Source organism: Methanomassiliicoccales archaeon (genome assembly GCA_038740345.1).
Taxonomy (GTDB): domain Archaea; phylum Thermoplasmatota; class Thermoplasmata; order Methanomassiliicoccales; family UBA472; genus JAJRAN01.
This window is the reverse complement of sequence record JAVYMA010000007.1, coordinates 18346-42517: the sequence shown is the minus strand read 5'-3', so window position 1 is coordinate 42517 and position 24172 is coordinate 18346. Positions and strand designations below refer to the sequence as shown.

The 24172-nt window shown below is 49.8% G+C and carries 18 protein-coding genes and 1 tRNA gene; 7 read left to right on the top strand and 12 right to left on the bottom strand.

The window, feature by feature from the left end:
* Window positions 1-244 precede the first annotated feature (244 nt).
* Complete coding sequence (locus tag QW520_03675) at window positions 245-457, top strand: hypothetical protein (GenBank protein MEM0448904.1); 213 nt, start codon at window positions 245-247, stop codon at window positions 455-457.
* A 73-nt stretch (window positions 458-530) separates the two neighbouring features.
* Here QW520_03675 and QW520_03670 read toward each other — a convergent pair whose 3' ends face one another.
* The 5 genes from QW520_03670 to QW520_03650 all read right to left on the bottom strand — a co-directional run bounded on the left by QW520_03670 (window position 531) and on the right by QW520_03650 (window position 9953).
* Window positions 531-980, bottom strand: a complete 450-nt coding sequence (locus tag QW520_03670) for a DNA polymerase ligase N-terminal domain-containing protein (GenBank protein ID MEM0448903.1) — start codon at window positions 978-980, stop codon at window positions 531-533.
* Between the two features lie 73 nt (window positions 981-1053).
* Window positions 1054-2631 (bottom strand): Ppx/GppA phosphatase family protein, encoded by a 1578-nt coding sequence (locus QW520_03665; protein MEM0448902.1) that lies wholly within the window; start codon window positions 2629-2631, stop codon window positions 1054-1056.
* Window positions 2631-4961 (bottom strand): CHAD domain-containing protein, encoded by a 2331-nt coding sequence (locus QW520_03660; GenBank protein MEM0448901.1) that lies wholly within the window; start codon window positions 4959-4961, stop codon window positions 2631-2633. Before QW520_03660 ends, QW520_03665 begins: the two co-directional genes overlap by 1 nt.
* The gene (ppk1, locus tag QW520_03655) at window positions 4945-7086 is read right to left on the bottom strand and encodes a polyphosphate kinase 1 (protein ID MEM0448900.1); all 2142 of its coding nucleotides are present in this window, start codon (window positions 7084-7086) and stop codon (window positions 4945-4947) included. The genes QW520_03660 and ppk1 overlap by 17 nt, the downstream gene beginning before the upstream one ends.
* 140 nt (window positions 7087-7226) lie before the next feature.
* A complete protein-coding gene (locus QW520_03650; protein MEM0448899.1) occupies window positions 7227-9953 on the bottom strand; it encodes a CHASE4 domain-containing protein in 2727 nt (908 codons plus the stop codon).
* 215 nt (window positions 9954-10168) lie between these two features.
* Between QW520_03650 and QW520_03645 the strand changes: the two genes are divergently transcribed.
* Both QW520_03645 and QW520_03640 read left to right on the top strand, forming a co-directional pair.
* Window positions 10169-10256 (top strand) — tRNA-Leu (locus tag QW520_03645).
* 378 nt (window positions 10257-10634) lie between these two features.
* Window positions 10635-11084, top strand: a complete 450-nt coding sequence (locus QW520_03640; protein ID MEM0448898.1) for a flavodoxin domain-containing protein — start codon at window positions 10635-10637, stop codon at window positions 11082-11084.
* A 22-nt stretch (window positions 11085-11106) separates the two neighbouring features.
* Here QW520_03640 and QW520_03635 read toward each other — a convergent pair whose 3' ends face one another.
* The 4 genes from QW520_03635 to QW520_03620 all read right to left on the bottom strand — a co-directional run bounded on the left by QW520_03635 (window position 11107) and on the right by QW520_03620 (window position 14183).
* Entirely contained in the window at window positions 11107-12420 is a 1314-nt protein-coding gene (locus tag QW520_03635) for an MFS transporter (protein MEM0448897.1), read from the bottom strand.
* A gap of 73 nt (window positions 12421-12493) precedes the next feature.
* Complete coding sequence (locus tag QW520_03630; GenBank protein ID MEM0448896.1) at window positions 12494-13009, bottom strand: DUF6141 family protein; 516 nt, start codon at window positions 13007-13009, stop codon at window positions 12494-12496.
* Window positions 13006-13359, bottom strand: coding sequence for a DUF1634 domain-containing protein (locus QW520_03625; protein MEM0448895.1), 354 nt, complete (start codon window positions 13357-13359; stop codon window positions 13006-13008). Before QW520_03625 ends, QW520_03630 begins: the two co-directional genes overlap by 4 nt.
* The gene (locus QW520_03620) at window positions 13356-14183 is read right to left on the bottom strand and encodes a sulfite exporter TauE/SafE family protein (GenBank protein MEM0448894.1); all 828 of its coding nucleotides are present in this window, start codon (window positions 14181-14183) and stop codon (window positions 13356-13358) included. Before QW520_03620 ends, QW520_03625 begins: the two co-directional genes overlap by 4 nt.
* Window positions 14184-14316: 133 nt before the next feature.
* Between QW520_03620 and QW520_03615 the strand changes: the two genes are divergently transcribed.
* Window positions 14317-14586 carry a hypothetical protein gene (locus QW520_03615; protein ID MEM0448893.1) on the top strand — a complete coding sequence of 90 codons (270 nt, stop codon included), beginning with the start codon at window positions 14317-14319 and terminating at the stop codon, window positions 14584-14586.
* Between the two features lie 129 nt (window positions 14587-14715).
* Window positions 14716-15558 (top strand): THUMP domain-containing protein, encoded by an 843-nt coding sequence (locus QW520_03610; protein MEM0448892.1) that lies wholly within the window; start codon window positions 14716-14718, stop codon window positions 15556-15558.
* Here QW520_03610 and QW520_03605 read toward each other — a convergent pair whose 3' ends face one another.
* Complete coding sequence (locus QW520_03605; protein ID MEM0448891.1) at window positions 15559-16206, bottom strand: 50S ribosomal protein L15e; 648 nt, start codon at window positions 16204-16206, stop codon at window positions 15559-15561.
* Between the two features lie 416 nt (window positions 16207-16622).
* On the opposite strand from QW520_03605, the gene QW520_03600 reads away from it, so the two are divergent.
* Complete coding sequence (locus QW520_03600; protein ID MEM0448890.1) at window positions 16623-19409, top strand: HAD-IC family P-type ATPase; 2787 nt, start codon at window positions 16623-16625, stop codon at window positions 19407-19409.
* Here the strand turns inward: QW520_03600 and QW520_03595 are convergent.
* Both QW520_03595 and QW520_03590 read right to left on the bottom strand, forming a co-directional pair.
* Window positions 19402-21879 carry a DNA polymerase domain-containing protein gene (locus tag QW520_03595; GenBank protein MEM0448889.1) on the bottom strand — a complete coding sequence of 826 codons (2478 nt, stop codon included), beginning with the start codon at window positions 21877-21879 and terminating at the stop codon, window positions 19402-19404. The genes QW520_03600 and QW520_03595 overlap by 8 nt on opposite strands.
* 5 nt (window positions 21880-21884) lie before the next feature.
* Window positions 21885-23078: a redox-regulated ATPase YchF gene (locus QW520_03590; protein ID MEM0448888.1), complete on the bottom strand. Its 1194-nt coding sequence runs from the start codon at window positions 23076-23078 to the stop codon at window positions 21885-21887.
* A gap of 605 nt (window positions 23079-23683) precedes the next feature.
* On the opposite strand from QW520_03590, the gene QW520_03585 reads away from it, so the two are divergent.
* Window positions 23684-24070 (top strand): NifB/NifX family molybdenum-iron cluster-binding protein, encoded by a 387-nt coding sequence (locus tag QW520_03585; protein MEM0448887.1) that lies wholly within the window; start codon window positions 23684-23686, stop codon window positions 24068-24070.
* The last annotated feature ends 102 nt before the right edge of the window (window positions 24071-24172 follow it).

Below are 24172 nucleotides of genomic sequence, written 5' to 3'. Positions count from 1 at the left end.
ATAAATGTTTTTAGACCGATAATACTGGCCCTAAATCATCTTTCTGCTCTATTCTCTTTAAATCTGGCTATACATCCAGCACTAGCCAGTAATCATTCTAGAGCATCGAAAGGTATTAAAGCAAAGTTTTGCTGGGTAAGGGTCATTATACAATAAATTTTATATATAGGTCCTGAGTATTACATACTGGGTCATGTGCCAGCACATGGCCAGGATAAACTGACAGGAGGGACATCCTTTGGTGATGGAGAAAATTAGCCTTGATAAGGCCAAGGAGATCGCTAAGAAGAAAGGTCTCAAGCCCGGCCGTGTAAAGGGCACTGATGGTGTGCAGTTCACGAAAGGGAACAACGCTCGTCTGGAGATCATCAACTGGGAAGAATTCGAGAAGACTCTTAACAAGAGAGGCTTGGCGGTCTTCGAGAGCGGCGGCTGGATGAAGATAATGAAAAAATGAGTTAGGAAACACTTTTTCCTTTTATCCCCCCTTATCAGATTTCTCCGCCAGCTACTACTTATCTGCCTTCTCCCTAAATCTTCATCATGAGCCAGTTTCCTTCTTTTCCTTCCTTACCCTTGAAGCGTATCAGAGCGTAAGAACCTTTGAGGCGTTGACCTTCCAAAGAGAAGACTAACTTATCATCAGACCGCTCCTGCAGCGAATAGTTTCCCTTATCCCATATTCGCACCTCTCCAGCTCCATAGTTTCCTTCTGGTATCGCACCTTCGAAGTTGGCATACTCTATAGGGTGATCCTCTGTCTGTACCGCCAGCCTCTTCAGGCCCTTCTTTTCAGGCACTCCCTTAGGCACAGCCCAACTTTTCAGCACGCCATCCAACGAGAGCCGGAAGTCGTAATGCAGGTGTGAAGACTTATGCTCCTGGACAACAAAGATCCTCAACTTCTCATCGCCCTCATCTCCCTCGGGCTCGTTGGTACGCTGAAAGTCCCTTTTAGACCTATACTTATCTAGCCTCATTTCATATCTCTCAGGCCGTCATGGGCTACATAAATATTTCAAAATCTCAAATGACCTGGCTCGAAACTCATCATCAAGGCCCTATATCGATGGCAGTGGATATGCGAAAGCGGATGCGCAGTTCTCGATCAAAAGCCTTCTTGAAGCCTTTTGCATGCGACTCAGCTCCCCATATCTCCAATTGGCAATCTCCTTTAGCAGTAATCTCCAAGACGGCTTCATTCTCATTGACGCTAACGAATCTGGCATGATCGATAAGACTGCAATGGCTGCGATCCAAGGCCTCAGAGATTCTTAAGAAGGTGGAAAGCATGACGACCATCCTTTGCAAGCGTGGACTGAGGGACTCGAGTTCCGTGCTCTTCTTTCCCAAAGACCTTTTCCTATGATATTTCACTAGGCAGGCCATGATCTCGATCTCCCCCTGATCGAAGCCCAGCAGCTCTGCATTTCGAACTATGTAATATGAATGCAGATGGTGGTTCGTGAACGATATGAAATCACCGATATCATGTAAGTAGGCGGCATAGCGTAGAAGCTCCCTCTCTCTTGTCCCGAAGTTGTGAAGCCCTTCCTCCTTTGCGCTGTCGAATAGCTCTAGGGCAAGACGGACCACAATATTAGCATGCGTTTCATCTAGGTTACAGGAGCGCCCCAACTGCAAAACGCTGCGCTCCCTAACTGACATTTTTTGATGCTCAGAGAATCCTTCCATGTTGGATAAATAATCAACAAGCATCCCATCCAACAGACCCCTCTCCGACACCATTATCTCTTCTAGTTCCAGCTCTTCCATCAAGGTTTCCAGGATCGCCGCACCACCGATGATGATATCGGCGCGCTCGGGGTTGATTCCGTGCACCTTTCTCCTCTCATGAAGATCAAGGGAACAGAGGAGGGATATTGTCTTCCTTAGCTTGTTCAGAGTCAATACGTTTTCTTTGCCATTGGAGCTGTTGAAGTTCCTCATAGCGACTTCGTGGAGGTTGACAATGGTGCCTGAGCTGCCCACTGCTATCTTAGTCCCAAAGGCTTTCACCTTCTGAACCGTTCTTACGCTCTCAGCCTTAACGGATCTTTTCATTTGCGCATATTTCTCGGGATAGATCGGCCCCCTCATATCAGGGCTGAGGAACAAGTTGCTTATTCTGATGGCTCCTAACTTCAGTGAGTCCAAATACAAGTACTCCGAATTTCTTCCCACAATTACCTCAGTGCTGCCGCCACCAATATCGATGAATATGGCCAGCTTGTCTCCGAAGTGGAGACCTGAGGAGACGCCTAAAAATATGAGCCTAGCCTCTTCCCTGCCTGAGATCACTCTCACATCAAGCCCTGCCTCGGCTCTTAGCCTGTCTAAGAACTCAGCTCGATTTTGCGCCTCTCTCGTAGCGGATGTTGCCACCGCTATGAATTCCTGCGCCCCGAAAGCTCTTCCCATCTCCACGAATCTCTTACAGACAGTGACGCCACGCTCCATCGCTTCCTCGGACATGATGAAATTATGGAACTCACCCTCACCCAGGCGCACCACCTGCTTCTGTTTAGAAAGGACTGAGTAAGAATAGTTAGGATTCAATCTCACCACGAAGGCGCGAATGGAGTTCGTTCCTATGTCGATGAAAGTGACTACTTTGCCCTGGAAGGCCATTAGTTCACGTCCCAAATGATTTCTACATCTCGTCCCGTCACTCTTTGAAGGAGGTCGCTCTTGGCCTTAGCGTCCTCATCCTCCATATCAATCGGTGGGGTAGCAAGGCATCTTATGATTATCTTATCACAGGTAACTTCGCATGATATTTCCTTCACCTTTGTACCGTGGGAACTATCCAATCCATCAGCGAGTCTTAATAAGGCGGCTAGGGCTTCGAGCCTCCTCCTTTCCTTCCCACTCATGTTGCAGATGAGGGGGTGATTTTTCTTGGGCAATGCCTTGCGGTGATAACGGGCCACGCTTGCAACCATCCTCCTTTCATCCTCATCCAATGGCAACCCCTCAGCTTCCATTATCATCCGCTGCGATGTCTTATGATGCTTCACCCTCCCTTCTCTCCATCCGATGTCATGTAGCGCGGCTGCGCAGCGTAGGAGGAATCGGTCCTTATCTTTAAGGCTTAATTCATCACAGAGGGAATCAAAGAGTGCTGTGGAGAGGCGGATTACCTGCTCTGTATGACTGTCCTCGCCAAGGTAGTTCTTGTAGATCATCCTGATCTTTTCGAATCTATCGTCCTCCATGTCCACCGCGGCTTTGGAATCGTGATTCGGTTCTGCCTTCCCGCTCAATAGAATCTCCGCTAGGCTCTTTGGACGCCCCTCATTCAAGATTTCCTTGGCCGCAGCTTCGACATCGTACTGCACGCGCCGCAAATTCACCTGCAAGGGGCGAACCCGCATCAAGGCGTATGAGGCACGAGGGTCGCCATCCGATTGTCTGCCCACGGCACCAGGGTTAAGAAAACGGGTATTTCCAACTTGACGGTAGAAGGGGAGATGCGAATGCCCACTTATGACAATCTCAGCTTTGGCCTTGGAGGCCAATTCCCTGAGTCTGTCTTCCTCGGTCTCAGGCTCCAATCTCTCGGTCATGGAATCGGGGCTTCCATGCACAACGAGTAGATTCCTACCGCCCCATTTTAATCTCAATGATCTAGGGAGCGACATTATCCAAGCTTTACTGGTATTCGAAAGCCCGCTAAGCGAAAGTTGAAGCAAGGTGGTCTCGTCCTTCTGCGTTTTACCTCTTTTCTTACCATCTAACATTTCTAAGACCCTAACGTCATAATTGCCAATCACGCCTACGCATGGATGGGCCCGAAGCATACTGATGCATTCCTCTGCGTTTCCGAAAGGGCCGAGCAGGTCGCCAGTGCTTATTATGACTTCAGCCCCTCTCTTCTTGGCGTCCTGCAAAACCGCTTCCAAAGCATGATGATTGCCGTGCACATCGCCTACTATGGCCACAGTCATTCCCGGTTTATTCCTAAACGATTCTAGTGCCTCCAAGGTCAAGTCGTGCTCTGCTTCTGCTGCCTCCTCTAGCTTACGCTGAAGCTTGAGCAGAGTCCCTTCTCTTATCATATGATCCCATAGCTGGACGAACTCCTGGTATGACGCATGTCGGAGGGAAGTCCTATCCTCTTTGATGAATCTAAGGCCAGGTTCGATATTTTCCTCATTCTTCTCCCAACTAATGTGGGGATGCCCCTTCTTCAACGAGCTCATCATCTCTTCCAAGCTCTGTATCCAAACATCGCAATCGTGCATCTCCCCCAACTTGTCCTGCATCTTCTTGATCAGCTCGATGGCATCCTTCAACTCATCTTTGAAGAGAGGACGAAAAATTTCTAGGGTATAGCGGAGCCGCTTGGCTGAGATGCGCAGGGCATGATGATCTTCTATGGCCTCAGGGCGATATACGCATTCTTCGCGGAAGAATAGATCGTGCAGGCGCTCCCGCACTAATTCGTGGGCTTTACGGTAGGGGAAAGCACTCCACCCCACGCTTTCCCCATCTTGAGAAGAACTCTTCGGCATTTGGCGCAATGCCCTTCGCATCTCTTCTAGGACCGCACCCTCTTCTAATTCGTTTATGGCAGTGACGAGGGGAGCTTGCAACTCATCCCGGCGCCTCTGCTTCAATTCAAGAACAAATCTAACCCCCGGCAGGGCACTCTCGGGGCATCGATTTCGTACTTCTTGCAGGAACTCAATCTGCACGTCCGTATCCCGAGCCTCTCCCAAGGCTTTTGTCACTCGCCTCATGGATTTGCGCCAGCTCTTCCAGCTTTTGGGGGGGAAGCAGTCTCGGAACACCTCCAGGGCCGAGCGTATCCTTCGGGAGGCCACGCGCATGCGGTGAACGTTCTCTACATCCTCTCTTTCTCGAGCCCCCTTTGCCTCCTTTTCCAAAGCCTCTAAAAGAGGCATCAGGGTCTCCCTGCAAAGCCGCTGCCATGAAGCATCAGGCCTTTCTCTCATGCCAGATTCCCCTGTTCTCGATGAACCATTTCTGTGAATCCATGGGCGCTTCTCCCTTTTTGGGCCTCACACGGACATAGGTTCCATCCGGCCGCAACAATCTAGCCTTCACATTATCCTCTAAATGCTTAGCTAAGATATCATGTATCAAAGCTTCCTTGATTCCTTTATCTCGCACCGGGAAGAGTACCTCCACCCTTCTATCCAGATTCCGAGGCATCATATCGCTGCTGCCCAAAAGGACCTCTTCATCTCCTCCGTTTCGGAAATAATATATGCGGGAATGCTCCAAGAACCTACCTACGATTGAGGTCACGGTAATGTTTTCACTCATTCCCTTGACGCCAGGACGGAGAGCGCAAAGGCCTCTGACATTAAGATCGATCTTCACCCCTTCCTGTGATGCCTGGTATAGGGACTTGATGATCTCTTTATCCAATAAACCATTGAGCTTCCATGCGATATAGCCATTCCCCTGTTCTCGGTGCTTTTCTACCTCTCGGTGGATTCTCTCCAAAATGCCCTTTCGCAGGTTAAGAGGTGCCACCAGAAGCTTACGGTATGAGGGCGCTTCAGCGTAACCAGTGAGCGCATTGAAGAGATTAGATACATCGACGCCGATGTCAAGGTCCGTGGTGATATACCCCAAATCACCGTAGACCTTTGTCGTGACGTTGTTGTAGTTGCCCGAGGAAAGGTGGCAGTAGCGCACGATCCCATCCCGCTCCCTGCGAACTATCATGCACACCTTGGCGTGGACCTTAAGGTCCACCGGCCCATACACCACATGGACACCCTCTTGCTCCATGGCTCTAGCGTAGGAAATGTTGTTCTCCTCGTCGAATTTGGCCTTTAGCTCAACTACGGCTGCGACCTGCTTGCCGCGCTTACGCGCCTCTATTAAAGCATCGACCACGGGAGACTTTTTGTCGATGCGGTAGAGGGTAATCTTAATCGCCAGGACATCGGGATCCTGAGATGCCTGCTGAAGCATGCTGACCACGGGGGCAAAAGAGTCATAGGGATGGAAAAGAAGATGGTCGCGCGCCTTAAGAGAGGGGAAGATGGGCCCTGGCCCGCTAAGATCTCGAGGTACGAACTGGGTAAAAGGTTGGTCCTTGAGATCAGGCCTTTCTAACGACAGCATCTGCCAGAAGTCCACCAATCCTAGAGGTGCTGGATTGCGAAAGACAAGATAGCGAGGTATGTCCATCTGTTTGGCGAGCATGCTCACTAGACTTTCTGGCATGGAAACATCTACTTCCAATCTGACAGGAGGGCCCAAGCGGCGGCTCTCAATCCCTACTTCCACCGCGGTCAACATATCTTCTTCGTCTTCCAGCTGGATCTCAATCTCTGCATCTCGCGTCACGCGGAACGGATAACAAGCGATAACATTCAATCCTGGGAAAAGCAGGTCAAGGTTTGCAGCTATAAGATCCTCCAGCATGATCAAGTCGATGCGGGGGGTGCCGGAAGCTCTTTCTTCCTGCTTTTCCCCACCGGGAACTCGCACGAAACGCTGAAAGGTAGAGGTCGGCACTTTCAGCCTTGCGAATCTTTCCTTGCCCGATGAGGACTGGATGACAATAGCTAGGTTCAAAGCTAAATTGGAGATGAAGGGGAATGGATGATGTGCGTCGAAAGCTTGTGGCGTCAGGGTTGGATATATCTCCTGCTCGAATAGATGACGCAATTTATCTTTGTGGCATTCGCTCAACTCCTCCCATTTATGGACATGCACCCCCGCCTTTTGCAGTTTAGGACGAAGTTCATCGAACCAACATGACGCATGCGCTACCATGAGAGGGCCGAGCCTCTCTCGAACCTTGTCGATAACCATGGCTGGAGGCATACCATCGGCGGTAAACTTGGCTATCCCTCGGGCCATCTGTCGACGGAGATCAGAGACGCGGCTCATGAAGAACTCATCAAGGTTGGAGCCGCAGATGGCTAAGAACTTCACTCTTTCCAGCAAGGGGTGATAAGAGTCCTGGGCCTCTTCCAACACTCTCCAATTGAACTGCAAGGAGCTGAGCTCGCGATTCAGATAGCACTCACCGCTGTCCAGATCGACCTGCTTATTCTTGCTCACTCCACTCCCTTTCTTGCTTCTTTCCCCCATGCACTCATCTCCTTTATGGCTTTTGTAAAATTTCGTATTTCTAATTTCCTTCACATCTGTTTCTTTACTACTCATCACTAGCATCTTCTAGAAAAGCTGGAAGAAATACTCTGGAATATTATCCAAAATTTCCTATGTCACTATTCTGGTATCTTCGCCTCAAGTGCTGAGGAAATCGCATCCTTCAGTTCTTCGAATGTGTAAGGTTTTCGTAAAACCCCTACAAAACCATGACTCCTGAAGTCTGACATGATTGGGTCGTTGGAATAGCCGCTGGAGACTATGGCCCTGACCTCGGGATGCAATTCACGAAGCTTCCTTATAGCCTCCCTGCCACCCATTCCTCCACGAATGGTTAGGTCCATCAGAATCAGGTCGAAACCTTTCCCTGATTTTTGCGCCCTTTGATATGCCTCCAAAGCCTCCTCACCATTCCGGGCACAATCCACCTCGTATCCAAGTGCGGTTAAGAGTTCCGATACGATCTCGAGAATGCTTATCTCATCGTCCATGAGCAGAATTCTAACACAATTTTTATCTTTTAACTCTAAAAGAGGGGCTTCTTGTGAAGTTTTCTTTACAGCGGGAAGATACAACCTGAAGGTTGAACCTCTGCCAACTTGAGAATCAACGGTTATATGGCCACCATGCTTCCTTATTATCGAAAGGGCAACGGTTAAACCCAACCCGCTCCCCTCTTTTTTGGTGGTGAAGAATGGATCGAAAATCCTTGTCAATTCGTTCTCTGGGATGCCGTGCCCTTCATCGGAGAATTCGATCATGATGTAGTTATTAGGGGGAAGGTTAAGTTCATTTGAGCCTTCGATGACAAGATTCCGTGCGGATATGAGCAATTTTCCACCCTCAGGCATGGACTCTATGGCATTGATGATGATGTTGTTTAACGCCTGTCGCATTTGTTCTGGGTCGATCTCAACCATCCATGGATCAGAGGGAAGATCTAGAACAAGAGTCACATTTGAACCTCTAGTGAGCAGATCAGCGGAATCCTTAACCAAAGCGGTCACATCAGAAATTTCCTTGATCGGGTCACCTCCTTGCGCGAAGGTCAACAACTGTTGAGTTAGATTTTTAGCCTTCAAGGCGGAATTTTCTGCATCCTGGAGTCTTCTTTCTAATTCATGAGAAGTGCTTTTCTCCATTCTTGCTAGGGTTATATTTCCTACTATGGAGGTAAGAATGTTATTGAATTCATGCGCGATCCCCCCAGCAAGGCGACCTAAGGACTCTAGCTTTTGCGTACGGAGCATCTCCTGCTCGAATCTTATGCGTTCGGTTATGTCTCGTCCCACGCTCTGTATTTCCTGTAACTTTCCAGAACCGTCAAAAATGCCCCTGGAGGTCCACTGTTGCCAAACTTCATTCCCTTTTGGCAACAGAACTCGATGCTGATAAGAAACGACTGGTCGATCGGAAGTGATGCTTTGTAAACTAAAACTCACCAGCTCCGCATCCTCTTTTGGCATCTCCGGGGAGAATTTTGTGCCTATCAAGGATTGAGGGGTAGAAGAATAATATCTGGCGAAAGCCTGGTTCACAAAAGTGATAGTTCCGTCTGGAAGAGTTCTTTTAATAAGTTCTGTTTGATCCTCCACTACGGCTCTATAGCGACTCTCACTCTGACGTAACTCTTCTTCTGTGCGTTGTCTTTCCTCCACCTCTCTGGAAAGGGCGCGATTGGATTCTAGCAGCTCAGCAGTTCTTTCCCGCACCAGGTTTTCAAGCTTTTCCCTGCCGGTGCGTTCCATTTCCATCATTTGACGCTGTCCATCTTCCAATGCTGTAAGCATCGCATTTATGTTGCTACTGAGCTCACCTATCTCGTCCTTTCCATTCTCTGCTATTCGCCGGGAAGTGTCGCCGCTCTCTGCTATCTCATTTACTTCATTACTTAGCTTGCTTATCCTGGAGATCACCCATGTCTCCATTAACCCGATGGTGAATGCGCCAAACAGGGCGATACTACAGCTCAACGCTAGTAATAGTAAACTCTGACTAGCCTGTCCCTGAAGATAGATGCTTCTAGGTACCTCTGCCCTGATCACAACGATATTCGAGCCATAAACATCGTTAAGGCGCATATATCCTGCTATAGCATCTTTACCTTTTACGCGGTTAGCAGATCCTGTTTGATTGAGTATTTCCATTGCCTCTGAACCGAGCTCGCTCCAGAGTTTGGGGGAATCTATGGTAAAGAAAGAGACCGAAGCTTCCAGGAGATCGCTTAATGTCCCTTGTCGCTCATCATCCATAATTAAACCCATTAAAAGGACGCCATTGATCGGCCCCTCTCCCAAACTGGTCAAGATGGGTTTGGCAGACATCAAAAGGATTTCGTCGTTAACTACCATCATTCCTGTGGTTTCCTCCCCTGCCAACACTTTGGTTATTATGTAACCATCTGGAATCATCTGGGAGGCTAGGCTGCGATTAAAGGCATTTCTAACCTCTTCATCCTCTAGAATTCCTTGCTCAAATAACTCTTGATAAACTAGGAATCCATCTTTATCATAGAAGGCTATTAGATCCAAACCCATGTAATCCAAAGTCGATTGCCCCATATTGGTCTCTATGAAATCGGGTTCTCTGGTGGCAACGAAATAATATACATCATCCCAATTGGACCAGTCTTCTGCCATGGCCCCTATCGAGTCTAGGTCTCTCTCTATTAAACGGGAGAGACGTTCTAGGTTTTTTTCAAGCTCATCTCTTTCCAATCTTTCGAAGTTAGCCATATTTATACTAGACGATAGTATATAAACGGCCAGAATCAGGCCTATTACTATTAAAACCGCGATGCCTATTGTTTTGAATCGAACACTTTCCCACACCTTTCCTTTCTTCATGGCTCGCTCCTTCAGGCAAACGTGGGACTGTTGCTCCTCGAAAATATCTTTGGGAATTATAAGAGGGAAGCACTGGATTACCAAATCTGATAACATCGAAAATTGGGCCTCGGATAGCGACGACAGAGATATAACAATTGAAGATCAAGATCACCCATCCCAAGATGGGCAAGGTTTTAGTATGCAGAGATTATGTTCCACCTCCGCAAGCGAATGCAGGGATAACCAAGCCTGGCCAACGGTGTGAGATTCAGGGTCTCATCGCGTAGGCGTTCGGGGGTTCAAATCCTCCTCCCTGCACCATTCCTCTTTTCTTCGTTGGCTGACTGGGTAGGACATCATTGGTAAATTAGTCTCCTCATCACGTCTCCAGAGTTGTTTATCCCGAAAATTGAGGAAACCTGACTCTGCAAGTCAAACAATGCGCATATATGGAGGCTAGAAATATATGAAGACAGAGACCTCTCCTAAAATAATGGGAGATGACCAGTGCAAACAAATTGTATTGCTATTTTTCCTAAGAATAAATTAGTTGGCTTGGCAATAAATTATGGAACGCTTCGCTCTTAATTTTATTTATTTTATAAAATTATGGAAGAAAGAAGAGGAGAAAGTAAAGCAGAACATATTTAGGAAAAGGGCCATAAATGCATACAGCGGTTATGTAAAGAGGGATTGTTCATGAAAGCCTTAATCGTTTATGATAGCAAAACGGGAATGACCGAGAAGATCGCCCGTGCCATCTCTTCAGGGATGAAGGAAGTTGGAGCTGATGTAGAGATTAAAAGAGCTGCATCTGTGACAGCTGAGGATTTAAAATCCGCAGAGGCTTGGATTTTTGGCTCGCCAACTCACGTAGGCTCCGCCATGGGTAGCGTAAAGCGAGCGCTCAAGTCTGGAATAGCTCTTGGAGCTGCGGGAAAGAAAGGCACGGCTTTCGACACCAGATTCGAAAGGGTGGGAAAGGGTGCGGCGGACAAACTCCGCAAGATGATGGAGGGCGCTGGTGTAGTCATAGTATTACCTCCTGAGTGGTTCGGGGTAAAGGGCATGAAGGGACCTCTCTCCGAAGGCGCTGAGGAAAAGGCAGTGAATTTTGGTCGCAGGATCGCAGGCGCTTTACGGAGTTAGTTATTACAGTAACAGTAATTAATTATTGAATCCCACCATCTTTCCTTTCCTTTTCCACATTTGTAAAAAATAGCAATATCAATCCGGCGAGTACGAAACCAGAGGCTGAAAGGAAGGCGGTGGAATACCCAAAGAACTCAGCCAATAGGCCGCCTATGAGCGATCCCGCAATAGTTCCTACCCCCATCATAGCGTTGTATGCACCAAGCGACTCAGTCTTGAACTCCTTCAAAGCGATATTTGAAACGATGGTCGATCCTGCCACGCTCAGAGTAGCCCAGCACATGCCTATCAACGAGTGCAAGATGCATAAGATGAGCAAAAGCTGGAGAGAACTAAATCCTATCACCGTAACAAGGAAGACTGAGGGAAAGAGAAAAACTCGACCTGAGAAGGCCAAGATCTGCACTTTCTTACCACCGAATCTGGACGTCCACTTTCCCGCGAGAGAGTACGTAAGCGCGGAAGTAACGCTACTGGCCAAATAAATCAAGAAGACCTCGGAGACGCTTAGACCAAGCTCCCGCTTTAGGAATATGGGGAAGGCCGTGTAGAATGTCAGGAAGCCAGTGAAAGCCAGGAGTATCACGATGTAATAGATTTTCAAAGTTAAGGGAAAATTTTTAGGTGAGAGATTATGTGCGCTCATCCTTAGGATGTGAAGGACCTTGGTTGGCGTGTAGCGTCCTCTCTCGAAGTGAAGGATATTATGAGGAGGAACCGTTTCCAAGGTCTCGTGTCTTTCCACCTTCGATGTAGGCTCTGGTACCCATTTGAGCGCTAAAAACGCCGAGGCCAATGCAAGCGCTGCCGCGGTGATGAAGAGGCCGCGCATAGCAGTGACCGTGGTACCATCATTAGCTGCCAATTGGAGCCAAACGGTCCCAAGAATTAACCCAAGTACCCAGCCTACGCCTCCTACTTTGCTGAAATCACCAATGCGTCTTGCCCATTCTTCTTTTTTGAAAGACTCCAATATGATTACAGTACTAACAGGGGCAGCGGCAGCGGCTATTGCGCCAAGCACGAAATTGGCGAAATAATATGTCCCCATATCCATGCTCAATCCCATGAGCATGAGGGCCATAGCCATACCGAGAAAGCCGATGAGGACAAAGATCTTCCTTTTCCTCAGGGTGTCCGATAAATTGCCCCAAAGCACATTAGCCGGGACAGAGGCCATGGAAGAGATAGCTCCCACCAGACCCACTTGGGCCACTGTGCCTCCTAACCCCTCGGTGATGAAGAGAGGGATCATAGGCGAGGTGGAGCCCCCTGCGACATTGTATGGCAGGAATGTATAGTACCAGCGGTCGCCTCCCTGTTTCGATTGCACCCTTTCCCATCCCTCGCCCCCCACCTCTAAGCGAGGATATGAAATTATCTCAATCGATGGCAGCGCTCAAGGCTCATTTCCTCATCACGCTTCTTATCGCCATCTCCAGTTCCTGGGCCCTCAGCGACCCGATCATTATGTGCCTGTTCTTGGGATAGGTGAGCTGTACTCCCTCGTTACCGCTCATGCTGTAGGCGGTGCCCCCGCGCCCATATCTGATCCCCCAACCTCCAAAGTCCCTCAAGGGGCGATAGGTCATGGCCTGGACGCTGACCACGGTGTTAAGCTTCAGGTCGATATACTTGCGATGGAAGGGTCGGTAGCGAAGGAAGAGGCCGTCCCTGCGCACTTCTACGCTAAGTTCCAACGATAGGATGAAGGCAGGGAACAGCACCCCCACCAGCATTAGGATCACGACCATCTGCCAGTCTGTGGCAGGATTGTTGCCCAGGGGGACGCCCAGGACGAGCTGGCTGAAGGCCATGGCCCAGGCCATTAAGGTGATCCCGAAGACAATGGCCAACACCCATGGCTGCCGTAGCCGCTGTACTTCGCGGAAAATCACCCCCTCTTCGAGGATTTCGCTCATGTCAGCACCTTCACGAATATGGCTAGTGCCACCACTCCTAGCCAAGCCAAGGCGACAGCCGCGAATCTCCAGTCATGATTTCGCAGGAACACCCCCAAGGCCACGATCACCCCGGCCAAGGGGGTGGCTATCAATGTCAGGAGGCCCAAGGAAAGAAATCCTATGGCCTTGCCGGCCAAAGCGGCCTCGAAAGCCTGAAAGAGTCCTAGGGTTGCCCCTGGCTCACCGTCGAATGACAGGTACATAACGATTCCCAAAACTAGCAGCGCAATGCTCATGCACATGCCAACCCTCAGGGTGAGTCTTAGGGCATTCCTGAGCATATGATCTGCTTGGGCCCTGGCAATCATGGCATCACCCCCAGGGCCTTTAGCGCCATGAGCGCCGCCACAGAAACAAGGACGACGGAGAAGACCAGCTTTAGGGTCCTCCCTTGGACACGGCAAGAGAGCCTAGACCCCGCCACTGCGCCTAGGAAAACGCCGATGGCCACCACTGCGGCAAGAAGCGCCTGGATGAGCCCGAACTGATAGTAGACGATGGCCCCTGCCAGGGCAGTGAGGCCTATCATGTAATTAGAGGTGGCGCAAGCTGCCCTCAAGGGCACTCCCATCCACAGCCTCATGACTGGTACATTAATAACCCCTCCCCCTACGCCCAACATACCGGATTGTACCCCTCCCGTGAGCGATCCCAGCATTCCCTTGCCCAAATTTCGTGTTGCATATTCAACATCACGGTCCCCTTCTTTGTAGGCGCAGGACAAATCCAAAACCCCACAATCATAGGAGGCGCAGACCGCTTCTTCGCTCTTTTCTCGGGTCATGGAGAAAGCGGTGTAAAGAAGGACCCACGCGAAAACGGCTGCCAGCAAACGTTGATCCATGTATACCGCAAAGAGTGCACCTATCAAACTTCCTAAGGAAGTTACTGTGCTTAGGACTAATCCCAGCCGAACATTGCTGAGTCCTTGCCCTACATACTTCGAGGATGAACCTATCGATGTGGCTATCACAGCCATGAGACTTGTCCCTATGGCCTGCTGCATAGAATATCTGAAAACCAGCGCTAACACTGGCACGATTATTATGCCGCCTCCCAAACCCAAGAGGGATCCTATTAAACCCGCCAAGGAAGCGAAGAGGATGATCCCTAGAGCCGTCAGCGGCTCCATGAGTGTGAATCCTGTATCAGTTAGATAATCATTCCTCAATGAGTTCCTCCTGTGCGTCGATATCCTTGTATGACTCAATCCCCACCCTAAGATGAAGCATAGTTATATCCAAGGGGCAGCACTACTAACTACGATGAAAAAGGAAAAGCGAGCCGCTGATCCCGCGTTCACTGATCAAACGAACTTCCAAAATATCTTGGAGGAAATGTCGGAGGAAGAGAAGGCGCTCCTGACCGTTATGGAAGGCTTTGGGAGGCTTTTGGACGAGGCTTTCCCTGAGGGAATGACATTCGATGAAGTGGTGGCAGTCCAGCGTGCGGTAAACACCTTCCTTATGGATTTCTTACAAGACATGCACGAGGCGGAGGTAGGCGAGCTTCTGCATAGGGGTTCAGGAAATTGAAAAGGGGCCAATGGCGATATGCAAAACAAGAGAATCCATAACACACGAAATAACGAGCACAAGAATAAAGATAAAGAGAAGAAGCCTCGACCTTAGACTTGAAAAGGTGATGGTCTGAAGCTGATACTGGTGCGTTATGCGGAGATCGGGCTCAAGAGCCAAAGCGTGCGCAGACGCTTCGAATCTTTGTTGGTGGATAATATTTTAAACGCACTGGCAGCCGCGGGCCTGGAGGGCTTGGTGCTGAGAGAGCATGGTCGCATATTCGTAGAGACAGCTGATTTGGAAAGGGCGGCAAAAGCGCTTTCACGAGTTTTCGGTATCGCTTCGATTTCATTGGCAGAGCGCTGCTCTAGCGATATGGAGGAGATGAAAAGCGTTATCGCCTCATTCTCCCAGCCTTTTCTCCATCAGGGTCAGAGCTTCGCTGTTCGAGCTCGACGTACAGGGGACCACCCCTTCACCTCTATGGATATGGCCAGGGAGTTAGGCTCAGCCATATATTTGGCCAATCAGTGGAAGGAGGTGGGCGTTAACCTCGACTCCCCAGATGTGGAGTTCTTCGTCGAGGCTCGAGACAATAAGGCCTACATCTTCACGTCTTACATTCCTGGACCTGGAGGGCTTCCCCTTGGTAGCCAAGGAAAGGTGCTGGCAGTAATAGCAGGAGAGCGTGATGCCTTAGCTGCCTGGCTGTTGATGAAGCGGGGATGTAAGGTGGTGGCAATGGGAGAGGAGAACGACCCAGGGATTAATCTCCTCAGGAAATGGGATTCAGGGATGAAGATAATGACAAATGATGACATAGAAGAAGCAGCTAAACGCCACAGGGCCATGGCGATTGTCTTTGGCTACACTCTCAACGAATTCGAAAAAATTAAATCCGTGGATGCAAGAGTGCCAGCCTTCTTCCCCTTGGTAGGCATGGATGAAAAGGAGATAGAGAAAAGATTGGAGCGCATTAAGGCTTGATTACTTGCCCTTGCGCTCGTTCGCCCTGATAGAGGGCCTTACACGCTCAGCCCCTTTTCCTTTGTTCATGAGACCCCGGCCGCGCTTGCCCGCGCTCGTGAGCCCGCGGTACACCCTGCCCTTGTGCTGAGGCTCGGCGATCCATGCGTACACGGGATCATTCCTAATGGCGGGATGGTGCTTGTCAATCATTATGACCTCGTACCAAACATTCTTCCCGTCATCGCCTACCCAATACGAGTTGAGCACTTCCAAGTTGGGGTAGCGCTTGGCGGCCCTTTCCTCGCAGATTCTCTGTAAGCTCTTCTCCATGGTTATCTTATTCATACCTTTGCGCTTGGCGCGTCGTCCACGGCGTATCTTGCGCTTCTGCAGGGAACCGCGGCGCACATGGCCACGAACTATTATTATGCCTGGCTTAGCCTTATATCCGAGTTTTCGTGCCCGATCCAGACGGGTGGGCCTTTCTACGCGGCAAAAGTTCTCCTCTTTCCGCCATTGGATGAGTCTTTCCCACAGAAGCTCACCCACATAGGTCTTATCGGGATTCTTCCAGGCATCCTCAATATAATGATACAATCCCTTGCCAGATGGGCCTTGTGTGGCCTCGTCATCTGCAGGGCTCGCTTGCTGCTTTTGCTCGGACATTTATACACCTCGCCGTCGAAACGGTCTTCGGATTCACCCTAGGGCACATCTCCACGCGACCACCCAAATGGGTCGCGAAATAGGGCAAGTTGGACAATCTATATAAATGCAGTGCTCAGCTAGGCCTGGAATTGTTGGCTAAAGATTATCGCGTATTAGTGATTTGCATGACCACATCACGCTTAAAATCTTTTTTCTTGTCATTCTTATTCTCATTCCCCACTCAATACTGAATGGATCAAATATAGTGATAATCGGGAATTCCTACCGAATCGAGGTACTCGTGATCGGCAAAAGAATATTTGTTGATCACTAGGTATTAGGTTCGAAGGTGAAAGTGAAAGATCTTATGGTGTTGATTCATGCTCAAGGAAATTAAAGTAGCATTTGGTTCACGAAGAGGGATCTAATTCTCCATGGCCAAATTATTCAATAAGAAGCGCAAAGAAAGCTTGGGGGAGGAGGAGGGCAGAGCGGTAGAATGGCATGCCCTGACTTCGGAGGAGGTATTGGAGAGAATAGGCTCTCAACTCGATGGTCTCACCCAAATAGAGGTGGAAAACAGGCGCCGCAAGTTCGGTAAAAATCTGTTGCCCACGAAGAAGCCTCCTACAATTTTCGAGGTATTCTTGCGCCAATTCCTCAGTCCTTTGATTTATGTTCTCTTGGCTGCGGGCTTGGTCTCGGTTCTGATAGGCGACGTTAAGGATGCGATTTTCATCTCCGTCGTTCTCCTCATAAACGCTATCATCGGGACCTTCCAGGAGATTAAGGCGGAGAGGAGCGCTGAACAGCTTCAGAAGCTTTTGCAGACCACAGCTAGGGTCAAGAGAGAAGGCAGAGAAATGTTGGTCAAAGCCGAGGAACTCGTTCCTGGAGACATAGTTCTGCTTGAGTCGGGCTCGAGGGTCCCCGCAGATCTGAGGCTAATCTCTCACCAAAATCTCAGCGTGGACGAATCGTTGCTCACGGGAGAGTCTCTCCCTGTGGAGAAGGGAATCGGGGCCCTGCCTAAGGATACAGTACTCAGTGACAGAAGAAACATGGCCTTCGCTGGAACCACCGTCTCACGGGGTAGGGGGATGGGTGTGGTGGTCCAGACGGGCGGCAGAACAGAAATTGGGAACATCGCCAAGGCCGTAAGCATGGTGGACGATGCGAAGCCACCTTTACTGATCAGGCTGGAGAAGTTCTCCAAGCAAATCAGCTACATCATTCTCTTCGCTGCCTTGGGGTTAGGCATAGTGGCCCTTCTCAGAGGGTTCCAACCCCTTGACGTGTTCTTCCTTGCCGTGGCCCTGGCAGTATCCGCCATACCAGAGGGTTTACCAGTGGCTGTTACTGTGGCCATGGCTGTAAGGGTCACGCGTATGGCCAAGCGGAACGTGCTGACCCGAAGACTGGCTGCGGTGGAGAGCCTCGGTTCATGCACTTGCATCGCCAGTGATAAGACCGGCACCCTGACAGTGAATAGGCAAACTGCAAGGTTGGTTTGCATCGGGCCAGGCGAGCATTATTTTGTCTCGGGAGAAGGATATGATGGGGAGGGGCATGTCGTTCATGAGGATGGCAGTGAGATCTCATTGGAGGAAAAGGCAAGACTGCTGCGAATAGCCAAGTCAGCAGTGATATGCAATGAAGGCTCGTTGGAAAAGGTGGAGGGCAGATGGGTCTTCGCTGGCGACTCGGTAGACGTGGCCCTCTTGGCTTTGGGATATAAGCTGGGGCTGGATGTCTCTTCCTTAGGCCGTTCCCTGTCGATAAAAGGCGAGATACCTTTTGAGTCAGAGAAAAGGTTCGCAGCCAAATTTTATGTTGATGATGGTAGGACAATGGTGGCGGTGAAGGGGGCAGTGGAGGCTGTGACTCATTTCTGTAGCAACATGCTCTGCGGAGGTGCGTTACAACCTCTTGATGAGGCCAAAGTCAGAATGGAGGCAGATTATCTTTCGGGGAATGGATATCGCGTCCTAGCCGTGGCCGAGGGAGAGATCGACCCATCCACAGAATTTGGAGAGGCACAGCTCAAAGGCCTAACCTTCCTAGGGGTGATAGGGATGATAGACCCTCCTCGGCCTGAGGTGAGAGAGGCGGTGGCAAAGTGCAAATCGGCAGGCATCAAGGTGATCATGATCACAGGAGATCACCCCTCTACCGCCCTGGCCATCGCTAAGGAGTTAGGGATAGCGTCAAGCAAAGAGGAAGTGGTCACAGGAAAAGAGCTGGCAGAAATCGGTACTTCTGATACCTCCGCCTATCTGGAGAGAGTTAAGGTTTCTAAGGTCTTCGCCCGTGTGACTCCCATGCAGAAGGTGGAGATAGTGGATGCGCTGATCCGACTAGGTAACTTTGTAGCCGTTACAGGTGATGGCGTCAACGACGCTCCCGCCCTGCGAAAGGCGAATATCGGCGTTGCCATGGGTTCTGGGACCGATGTGGCCAAGGATGCCGCTTCTATAATCATAACTGATGATAACTTTGCTTCCATAGTGGCGGGGGTGGAGGAGGGTAGGTACGCATATGACAATGTGCGCAAGGTCACCTACCTCCTTGTCTCCACTGGCATGGCTGAAATAACGCTATTCGTCCTAGCCTTGTTCTTTGGCGCGGTGGATGACGCTACGGGAACGCTGATACTACCGCTACTTGCGGTCCAATTGTTGTGGTTGAACGTAGTCACGAATGGGATACAGCACGTTACCCTGGCGATGGAAGGGGGAGAGCCGGAAGCGATGCAGAGACCTCCTAGGGATCCGAAGGAGGGGATATTCGATACCTTGATGAAAAGGCAGGTGGCCATCAGCGCGATCTTCATGGGAGCGTTGGCCTTCTTGGTATATTATTATCTTGGCGAGTACGCTGGCTATTCGCCTTTCCAAGCCACCAACATGACCTTACTATTCATGGTATTCTTGGAGAATGTTCATGTGTTCAATTGCCGCTCTGAACGAAAATCAGTGTTCAAGGTCCCTTTCAGCCGAAATTACTTCCTTGTTTTAGGCGTCTTGGGTGCACAAGGCGTGCATATCCTGGCCATGTATACGCCTGTGCTGCAAGAGGTACTAAGGGTAGAACCAGTGTCTCTATGGGAATACGTCGCCATGCTCCTTTTGGCCCTGTCTTTGCTAGCAGTCATGGAAGTCTATAAGTACTGGCTTCGCAGCAATGAAGCTAAAGCTCATAGGGGGAAGGAGCTCACATGAAATCCTGGAGGCTGACCTTCCTTCCCGTCTCCTTTGTTCCCCTCTTTTTTTCTTCGCATTTGGTGCTCGTATCTTCTTTACCTGACGCATCACTGGAGAAGGCACCACTGAAGAGGTCCACCTGCTGCGAGCCCATGAGCAGATCCTTTTCTGTCCATCCAAAGTTCTCAGTGGCGCGGGCCACGCTCTGGGCCAGGCGCTCAGCATAATATCTATAATCCGGAGTGCCCTGGAATGGTATGCCGGAAATGTAGGGCTGGACCTCCTGCGGGACGCGCTTGGAGTTGGTGACGATCCAAGAGACCTTCATCCCTGGAACAAACTCATATCCCAGTGCTATAAGCTTCTTTGCAGCTTGGACATGAGCCAGGCGGTCAGGGTCTTTATACTCGTGAAACGCTTTGACGCCTCTCGATATCACCAGCTTTTCGATAGGGACCTTTCCCTCTAAGGTATCCGAAATGCGCTTCCTCGCAATCCTCACTGCTTCCTCTGGCTTTTCATTAAGAATCTGCTCGAAGACTTCCATTAGAAGCTCGGTTTGGAGGTCGAAGGAATCTGTGCGCCTGGTCTCATAGCCTCGAATCAACAACTCTTCTTGTCTTCGAGGCCAGACCACCCTTGCTACATATCGCTTTTTCTTCCCATGGGAGAAAAGGGGATCCAGCACCTTCTCGAACTCAAGTTGGCCACCCTCTCGCGAATACCGTTCCGCCAGCGATTTCCCGAACCTAACCGCTCCGTCCAAATTAGGCTCAGGGCTCTTGACGAAGATGGAGTCTGTGTCTGAATAGATGACTTCGTGCCCCTCTGCCTCTAGCTCCTTGATTATACCCTTAGTTGTCTCCCTGGCGAAAGCGGTGATGCTAGACCCTATGGCTCGATCCGTGAAGCGATAGAAAGAGGAAGCGAAGACGCCATAGAAAGCGTTCATCAGGACCTTGATGGCCTGCTGCAGACCATCATAATATCGATATTCTTCAGGCGTCTTGGCCTCATGCATTTTACGCTTGGTCTCGTCCCTCTCCCTCATCAAATTTTGCAGAATCTCAGGTAATAGCCCTGGTCGCTGGCGTTTGGAAAGGAATCTGACTCCAGTGGGCGAGACTATCTCCCCTTCGGGATGCATTGTGGTGAAGCATATGTTCTTGGCTATGATTAGGGAGGGGTACATGGATTTAAAGTCTAAAACGCAAACCCAGTGATACAACCCTGCCTTGATTTCATGCACATACCCACCTTCTATGGCCTCCTCCTCGTCGAAGGAGCCGGTCATGGGCACACCCACCCTCGGAACCGCCCTATCCGCGGCGCGGATAAGGACCGAGTCTATAAGGAATGACGATCCGATATTCAGAACATCGTCCAAGGGCAGCTTGGTGACTGTAGCCATGTCCATGGTGCGCCTTATCGTTCCTATCTTCTCAAGCACGCGCAAGGAGAGCTCTGCGTCCTTGGTGCAATGAGCTATAACATGCCCGCGATCAGCTTGCCATTGTTTGTCTATCTTACGGGGGTCATAGTCTGAGCCAACGCTCATACCGAAATCCGTTATTATCTTATTCTCACCTAACAGCATCTTGGCCACAGCGTTCAGGGTCTCCTGCTTAGGCTTAAGGTCGGTCTTGACCGCCCACCACGCGTCCGCCACCAGTCGGCCATTGAGACGCCAGAAGCTCCTGTAAACCTGTCTTGGCTCAGAAAAATCTCTACCCCATGGAAGGGACTTTATGCCCAATTTCTTGGCCCTTTCTATGATGAGAGGTATATCATAGCCATCGATGTTATATCCAGTTATGACATCGGGGTCCTCCTTTTGTATGATCTGACAGAAGCGCTCGATTATCTCTTTCTCTTCCCCCCAGATGGCTTCCCCCAAGCGTAGCTCCTCCCCCTCTTTCACGGCGTAGCAAATAGTATACAGCTGACCATCCGTAATGGAGTTCTCAACGTCGAAGGCTAAGATCTTCAATGAAGGGCTGAACGCATCTATGTTCTCGAAGTCTGGACCTCCTTCCTTCTTCCCCATATCCAGGACAATATCTGTAGTGTACTTCTCGCTCTTCACCCGTGTTCCCCGCACCCGGATGCACGCGCCCATATCGTGATCGAAAATAAAGCGGCGATGGAAAGGGATGTCCGCGGCCAGGACCTCGAAGCGTCCCTTTATTCTCTCTCTAAACTCCGGAACCAGACCTGGATAGCGCACCGTAACTTGAGCGCTCCTGCGCACCTGCCCTTTATGGAACAGATCGATCCATTCTACCTTGACCACATCCTTATCTCGGCGTAGCCCCTCCACCAGTTCTTCGCTGGCGCCGAAAATGTGAAAATAGGGAAGGAAGCCAGAGTAGCGGATGGTTATGGATTGGCCCTCGCGCGTCTTACCGAACATCTCGATGACTAGCTCGCTTTCGCTAGGCCTTTTGTAGGTGGCGGTGATGAGTCTCACGTCGTAGCTCTCTGACATAGTGATTACTTCTTCGTGACTATGGTTATCACATCACCCGCTTGCAGCAGGTAATCCTGTCCCACCACGCGTTGGGTGCGGCAATTTATGGCGCGTATGAAATTCTCTCCCAGGTCGGTATGAATTTTATATGCCAGGTCCCTCGCGGTGGACCCCTTTCGTACCAGATAGGCATCTGGAAGCACATTTCCCTGCTTGTCAGTCCATTTGTGCTCATCCTCCACGGGGTACACTGGTATTAGTCCTAGCATGTTGAAGGCTGCATTCTCTAGACATTGCTGGACTCCAGTGCCTTTAAAGCGGCTCATAACATGCGTTTGTATGTACTCTAGCCCTTTCATTTGCGGCGGAGTCAGCCTCCCTGCATCTATTATCTGGAATCCTTCATCCCCCGGCATATAGCGGATCACTCCCGCTTTCGCTGCCTTTCTCAATGCTAGCTCTGACTGAGCACAGGTGGGTATGGAGATATAGCCCTCGATCCTACGAAGTCGCTCCAGCATCGCATCTTCGGCCACGTCAGCTTTATTGAGAGAAAGCATCAAGGGTTTGGAGTGCTTACGCAGGGCCGAGGAAAGACGCATGAGCTCCTCTCCCTTCCAAGATATTACACTCTCCGGAAGGGCTGCCTCGCGCACGGATGCATGTATCTGTGCCAAAGATATTCCCAGTCCTGTAAGCCTATTGTGTATAACTTCTTCTATTTTGCCCCCTTCAAGATGAGCCTGTCGAGCAGCCTTTTCCCAGCCCTTCTCCAAAATCCCTTTGATCCAATGATCTATCTCCTTCTCCAGAAAGCGCACGTCCATCAGCGGATCGTGAGAATGTGCCGGGACAGGTGAGCCTTCAGCATCGGTGGAGCCTGAGGCGTCAACCACATGAATTAGGGCATCAGCCTGCCGCAAGTCGTCAAGGAATTGATTACCCAATCCTTTCCCTTGCCACGCATCTGGTACCAGACCAGCAACATCTAGAAGCTCCACGGGGATCAACCGAACACCATTTTCGCATGCGGAGTTGCGAGGGTTGCAGCTCTCTCCTAGGTCTAGATGAGGGCAGCGAGCCCGGATGTATGCCACTCCCTTATTGGGCTTGATAGTGGTGAAAGGATAGCTAGCAATCTCTGCCGGCGCCAAGGTTGCGGCGGAGAAGAAGGTTGATTTGCCTACATTGGGCTTTCCAACTATGCCTATCAGCATTTTCGTCTCCTCATCATCTAATGCATAGAGGGAACAAAATGTTTGCTAGGCTAAAGAGATGTGATTTTGCGTCGCTCGCTGTCTCACATATTACTACTAAGGACAATATTTTAAGTTGGAAACAGATTTTAATTATCTAGGTCCACCTCTGCCTCTTTTTTCAAAAGCAGACCCTGCTGTTAAGGCCTTGCCCTGATTTTGTTCTCACTGCAAGGAGTCCTTCGTTTAATGTTCTGGTAAAGCGGTTTGCAAAGCTGGTATTAAGTGAAAGAATGCGATTTTCCAGGGTGCTTTTTCACACATTACCCTTTTAACTTTAGCAATCTCATCTAAAGTAATAGATGCCCCACTAAATTATGATCGATGTTTATTCACCATGCGCACGCCTTTCCGGAATTGTTTGCTCTGACTTATTAGCCTCCAGTGGCTTTGAATTCTAGTTACCACTGATAATCAATCACACTCTTCTTACCAACTTGGGTTCGAAAAATGAATCATTCTGTCTTCAAAAGCTTGGCAATATTTCATTTTAAACGTACTTAACGAAATTAGAAAGCATAACTTAATGCATACATTATGTCAAACCTATAGTAGGAGGCAGATCGATGGGAAAAATAACGACAGAGAAGGAATGTCGCATAGCGGTATGCAGTTCCGATGGCAGCTTGCATGGGAAAGTGATATCAATGGCTAAGTGCACTCATTTTGTGATATTCAAAGGTAGCCCTGCGGACTATGAGGTGGTGGAGTGCAAGATAGAAGGACCAGTAAATGAGAGAGGCCCGGATGCAGCGCGATTAGCGACCAGCTTAAAGGTGGGGACGGTTATAACAGGTAGCATAGGCCCTAAAGCCTTCAAAATACTGCGGGAGGCGGGCATAGCGGTGAAGGCGGGTTGTCGAGGAACTGTGGTAGAGGCAATAGGGGAATGCGCCGCCGGCCTTCTGAAGGACTGCAAAGGTGCGACGTATGCGGGAATGATAGATCTTTGACAAGGTTTTCCCCCTGGAGTTTAAGATTGGTCCTGATAAAGAACATGTTTATGGGAAAATCTGGCGGTCTTTAAAAGCTGTAGTGATTAAGTCCTGGCATAA

Coding starts and splice junctions, on each gene's coding strand:
- QW520_03675 (MEM0448904.1), top strand. CDS start 245: ATGGAGAAAATTAGCCTTGATAAGGCCAAGGAGATCGCTAAGAAGAAA.
- QW520_03670 (MEM0448903.1), bottom strand. CDS start 980: ATGAGGCTAGATAAGTATAGGTCTAAAAGGGACTTTCAGCGTACCAAC.
- QW520_03665 (MEM0448902.1), bottom strand. CDS start 2,631: ATGGCCTTCCAGGGCAAAGTAGTCACTTTCATCGACATAGGAACGAAC.
- QW520_03660 (MEM0448901.1), bottom strand. CDS start 4,961: ATGAGAGAAAGGCCTGATGCTTCATGGCAGCGGCTTTGCAGGGAGACC.
- ppk1 (MEM0448900.1), bottom strand. CDS start 7,086: ATGGGGGAAAGAAGCAAGAAAGGGAGTGGAGTGAGCAAGAATAAGCAG.
- QW520_03650 (MEM0448899.1), bottom strand. CDS start 9,953: ATGAAGAAAGGAAAGGTGTGGGAAAGTGTTCGATTCAAAACAATAGGC.
- QW520_03640 (MEM0448898.1), top strand. CDS start 10,635: ATGAAAGCCTTAATCGTTTATGATAGCAAAACGGGAATGACCGAGAAG.
- QW520_03630 (MEM0448896.1), bottom strand. CDS start 13,009: ATGAGCGAAATCCTCGAAGAGGGGGTGATTTTCCGCGAAGTACAGCGG.
- QW520_03625 (MEM0448895.1), bottom strand. CDS start 13,359: ATGATTGCCAGGGCCCAAGCAGATCATATGCTCAGGAATGCCCTAAGA.
- QW520_03620 (MEM0448894.1), bottom strand. CDS start 14,183: ATGGAGCCGCTGACGGCTCTAGGGATCATCCTCTTCGCTTCCTTGGCG.
- QW520_03615 (MEM0448893.1), top strand. CDS start 14,317: ATGAAAAAGGAAAAGCGAGCCGCTGATCCCGCGTTCACTGATCAAACG.
- QW520_03605 (MEM0448891.1), bottom strand. CDS start 16,206: ATGTCCGAGCAAAAGCAGCAAGCGAGCCCTGCAGATGACGAGGCCACA.
- QW520_03600 (MEM0448890.1), top strand. CDS start 16,623: ATGGCCAAATTATTCAATAAGAAGCGCAAAGAAAGCTTGGGGGAGGAG.
- QW520_03595 (MEM0448889.1), bottom strand. CDS start 21,879: ATGTCAGAGAGCTACGACGTGAGACTCATCACCGCCACCTACAAAAGG.
- QW520_03590 (MEM0448888.1), bottom strand. CDS start 23,078: ATGCTGATAGGCATAGTTGGAAAGCCCAATGTAGGCAAATCAACCTTC.
- QW520_03585 (MEM0448887.1), top strand. CDS start 23,684: ATGGGAAAAATAACGACAGAGAAGGAATGTCGCATAGCGGTATGCAGT.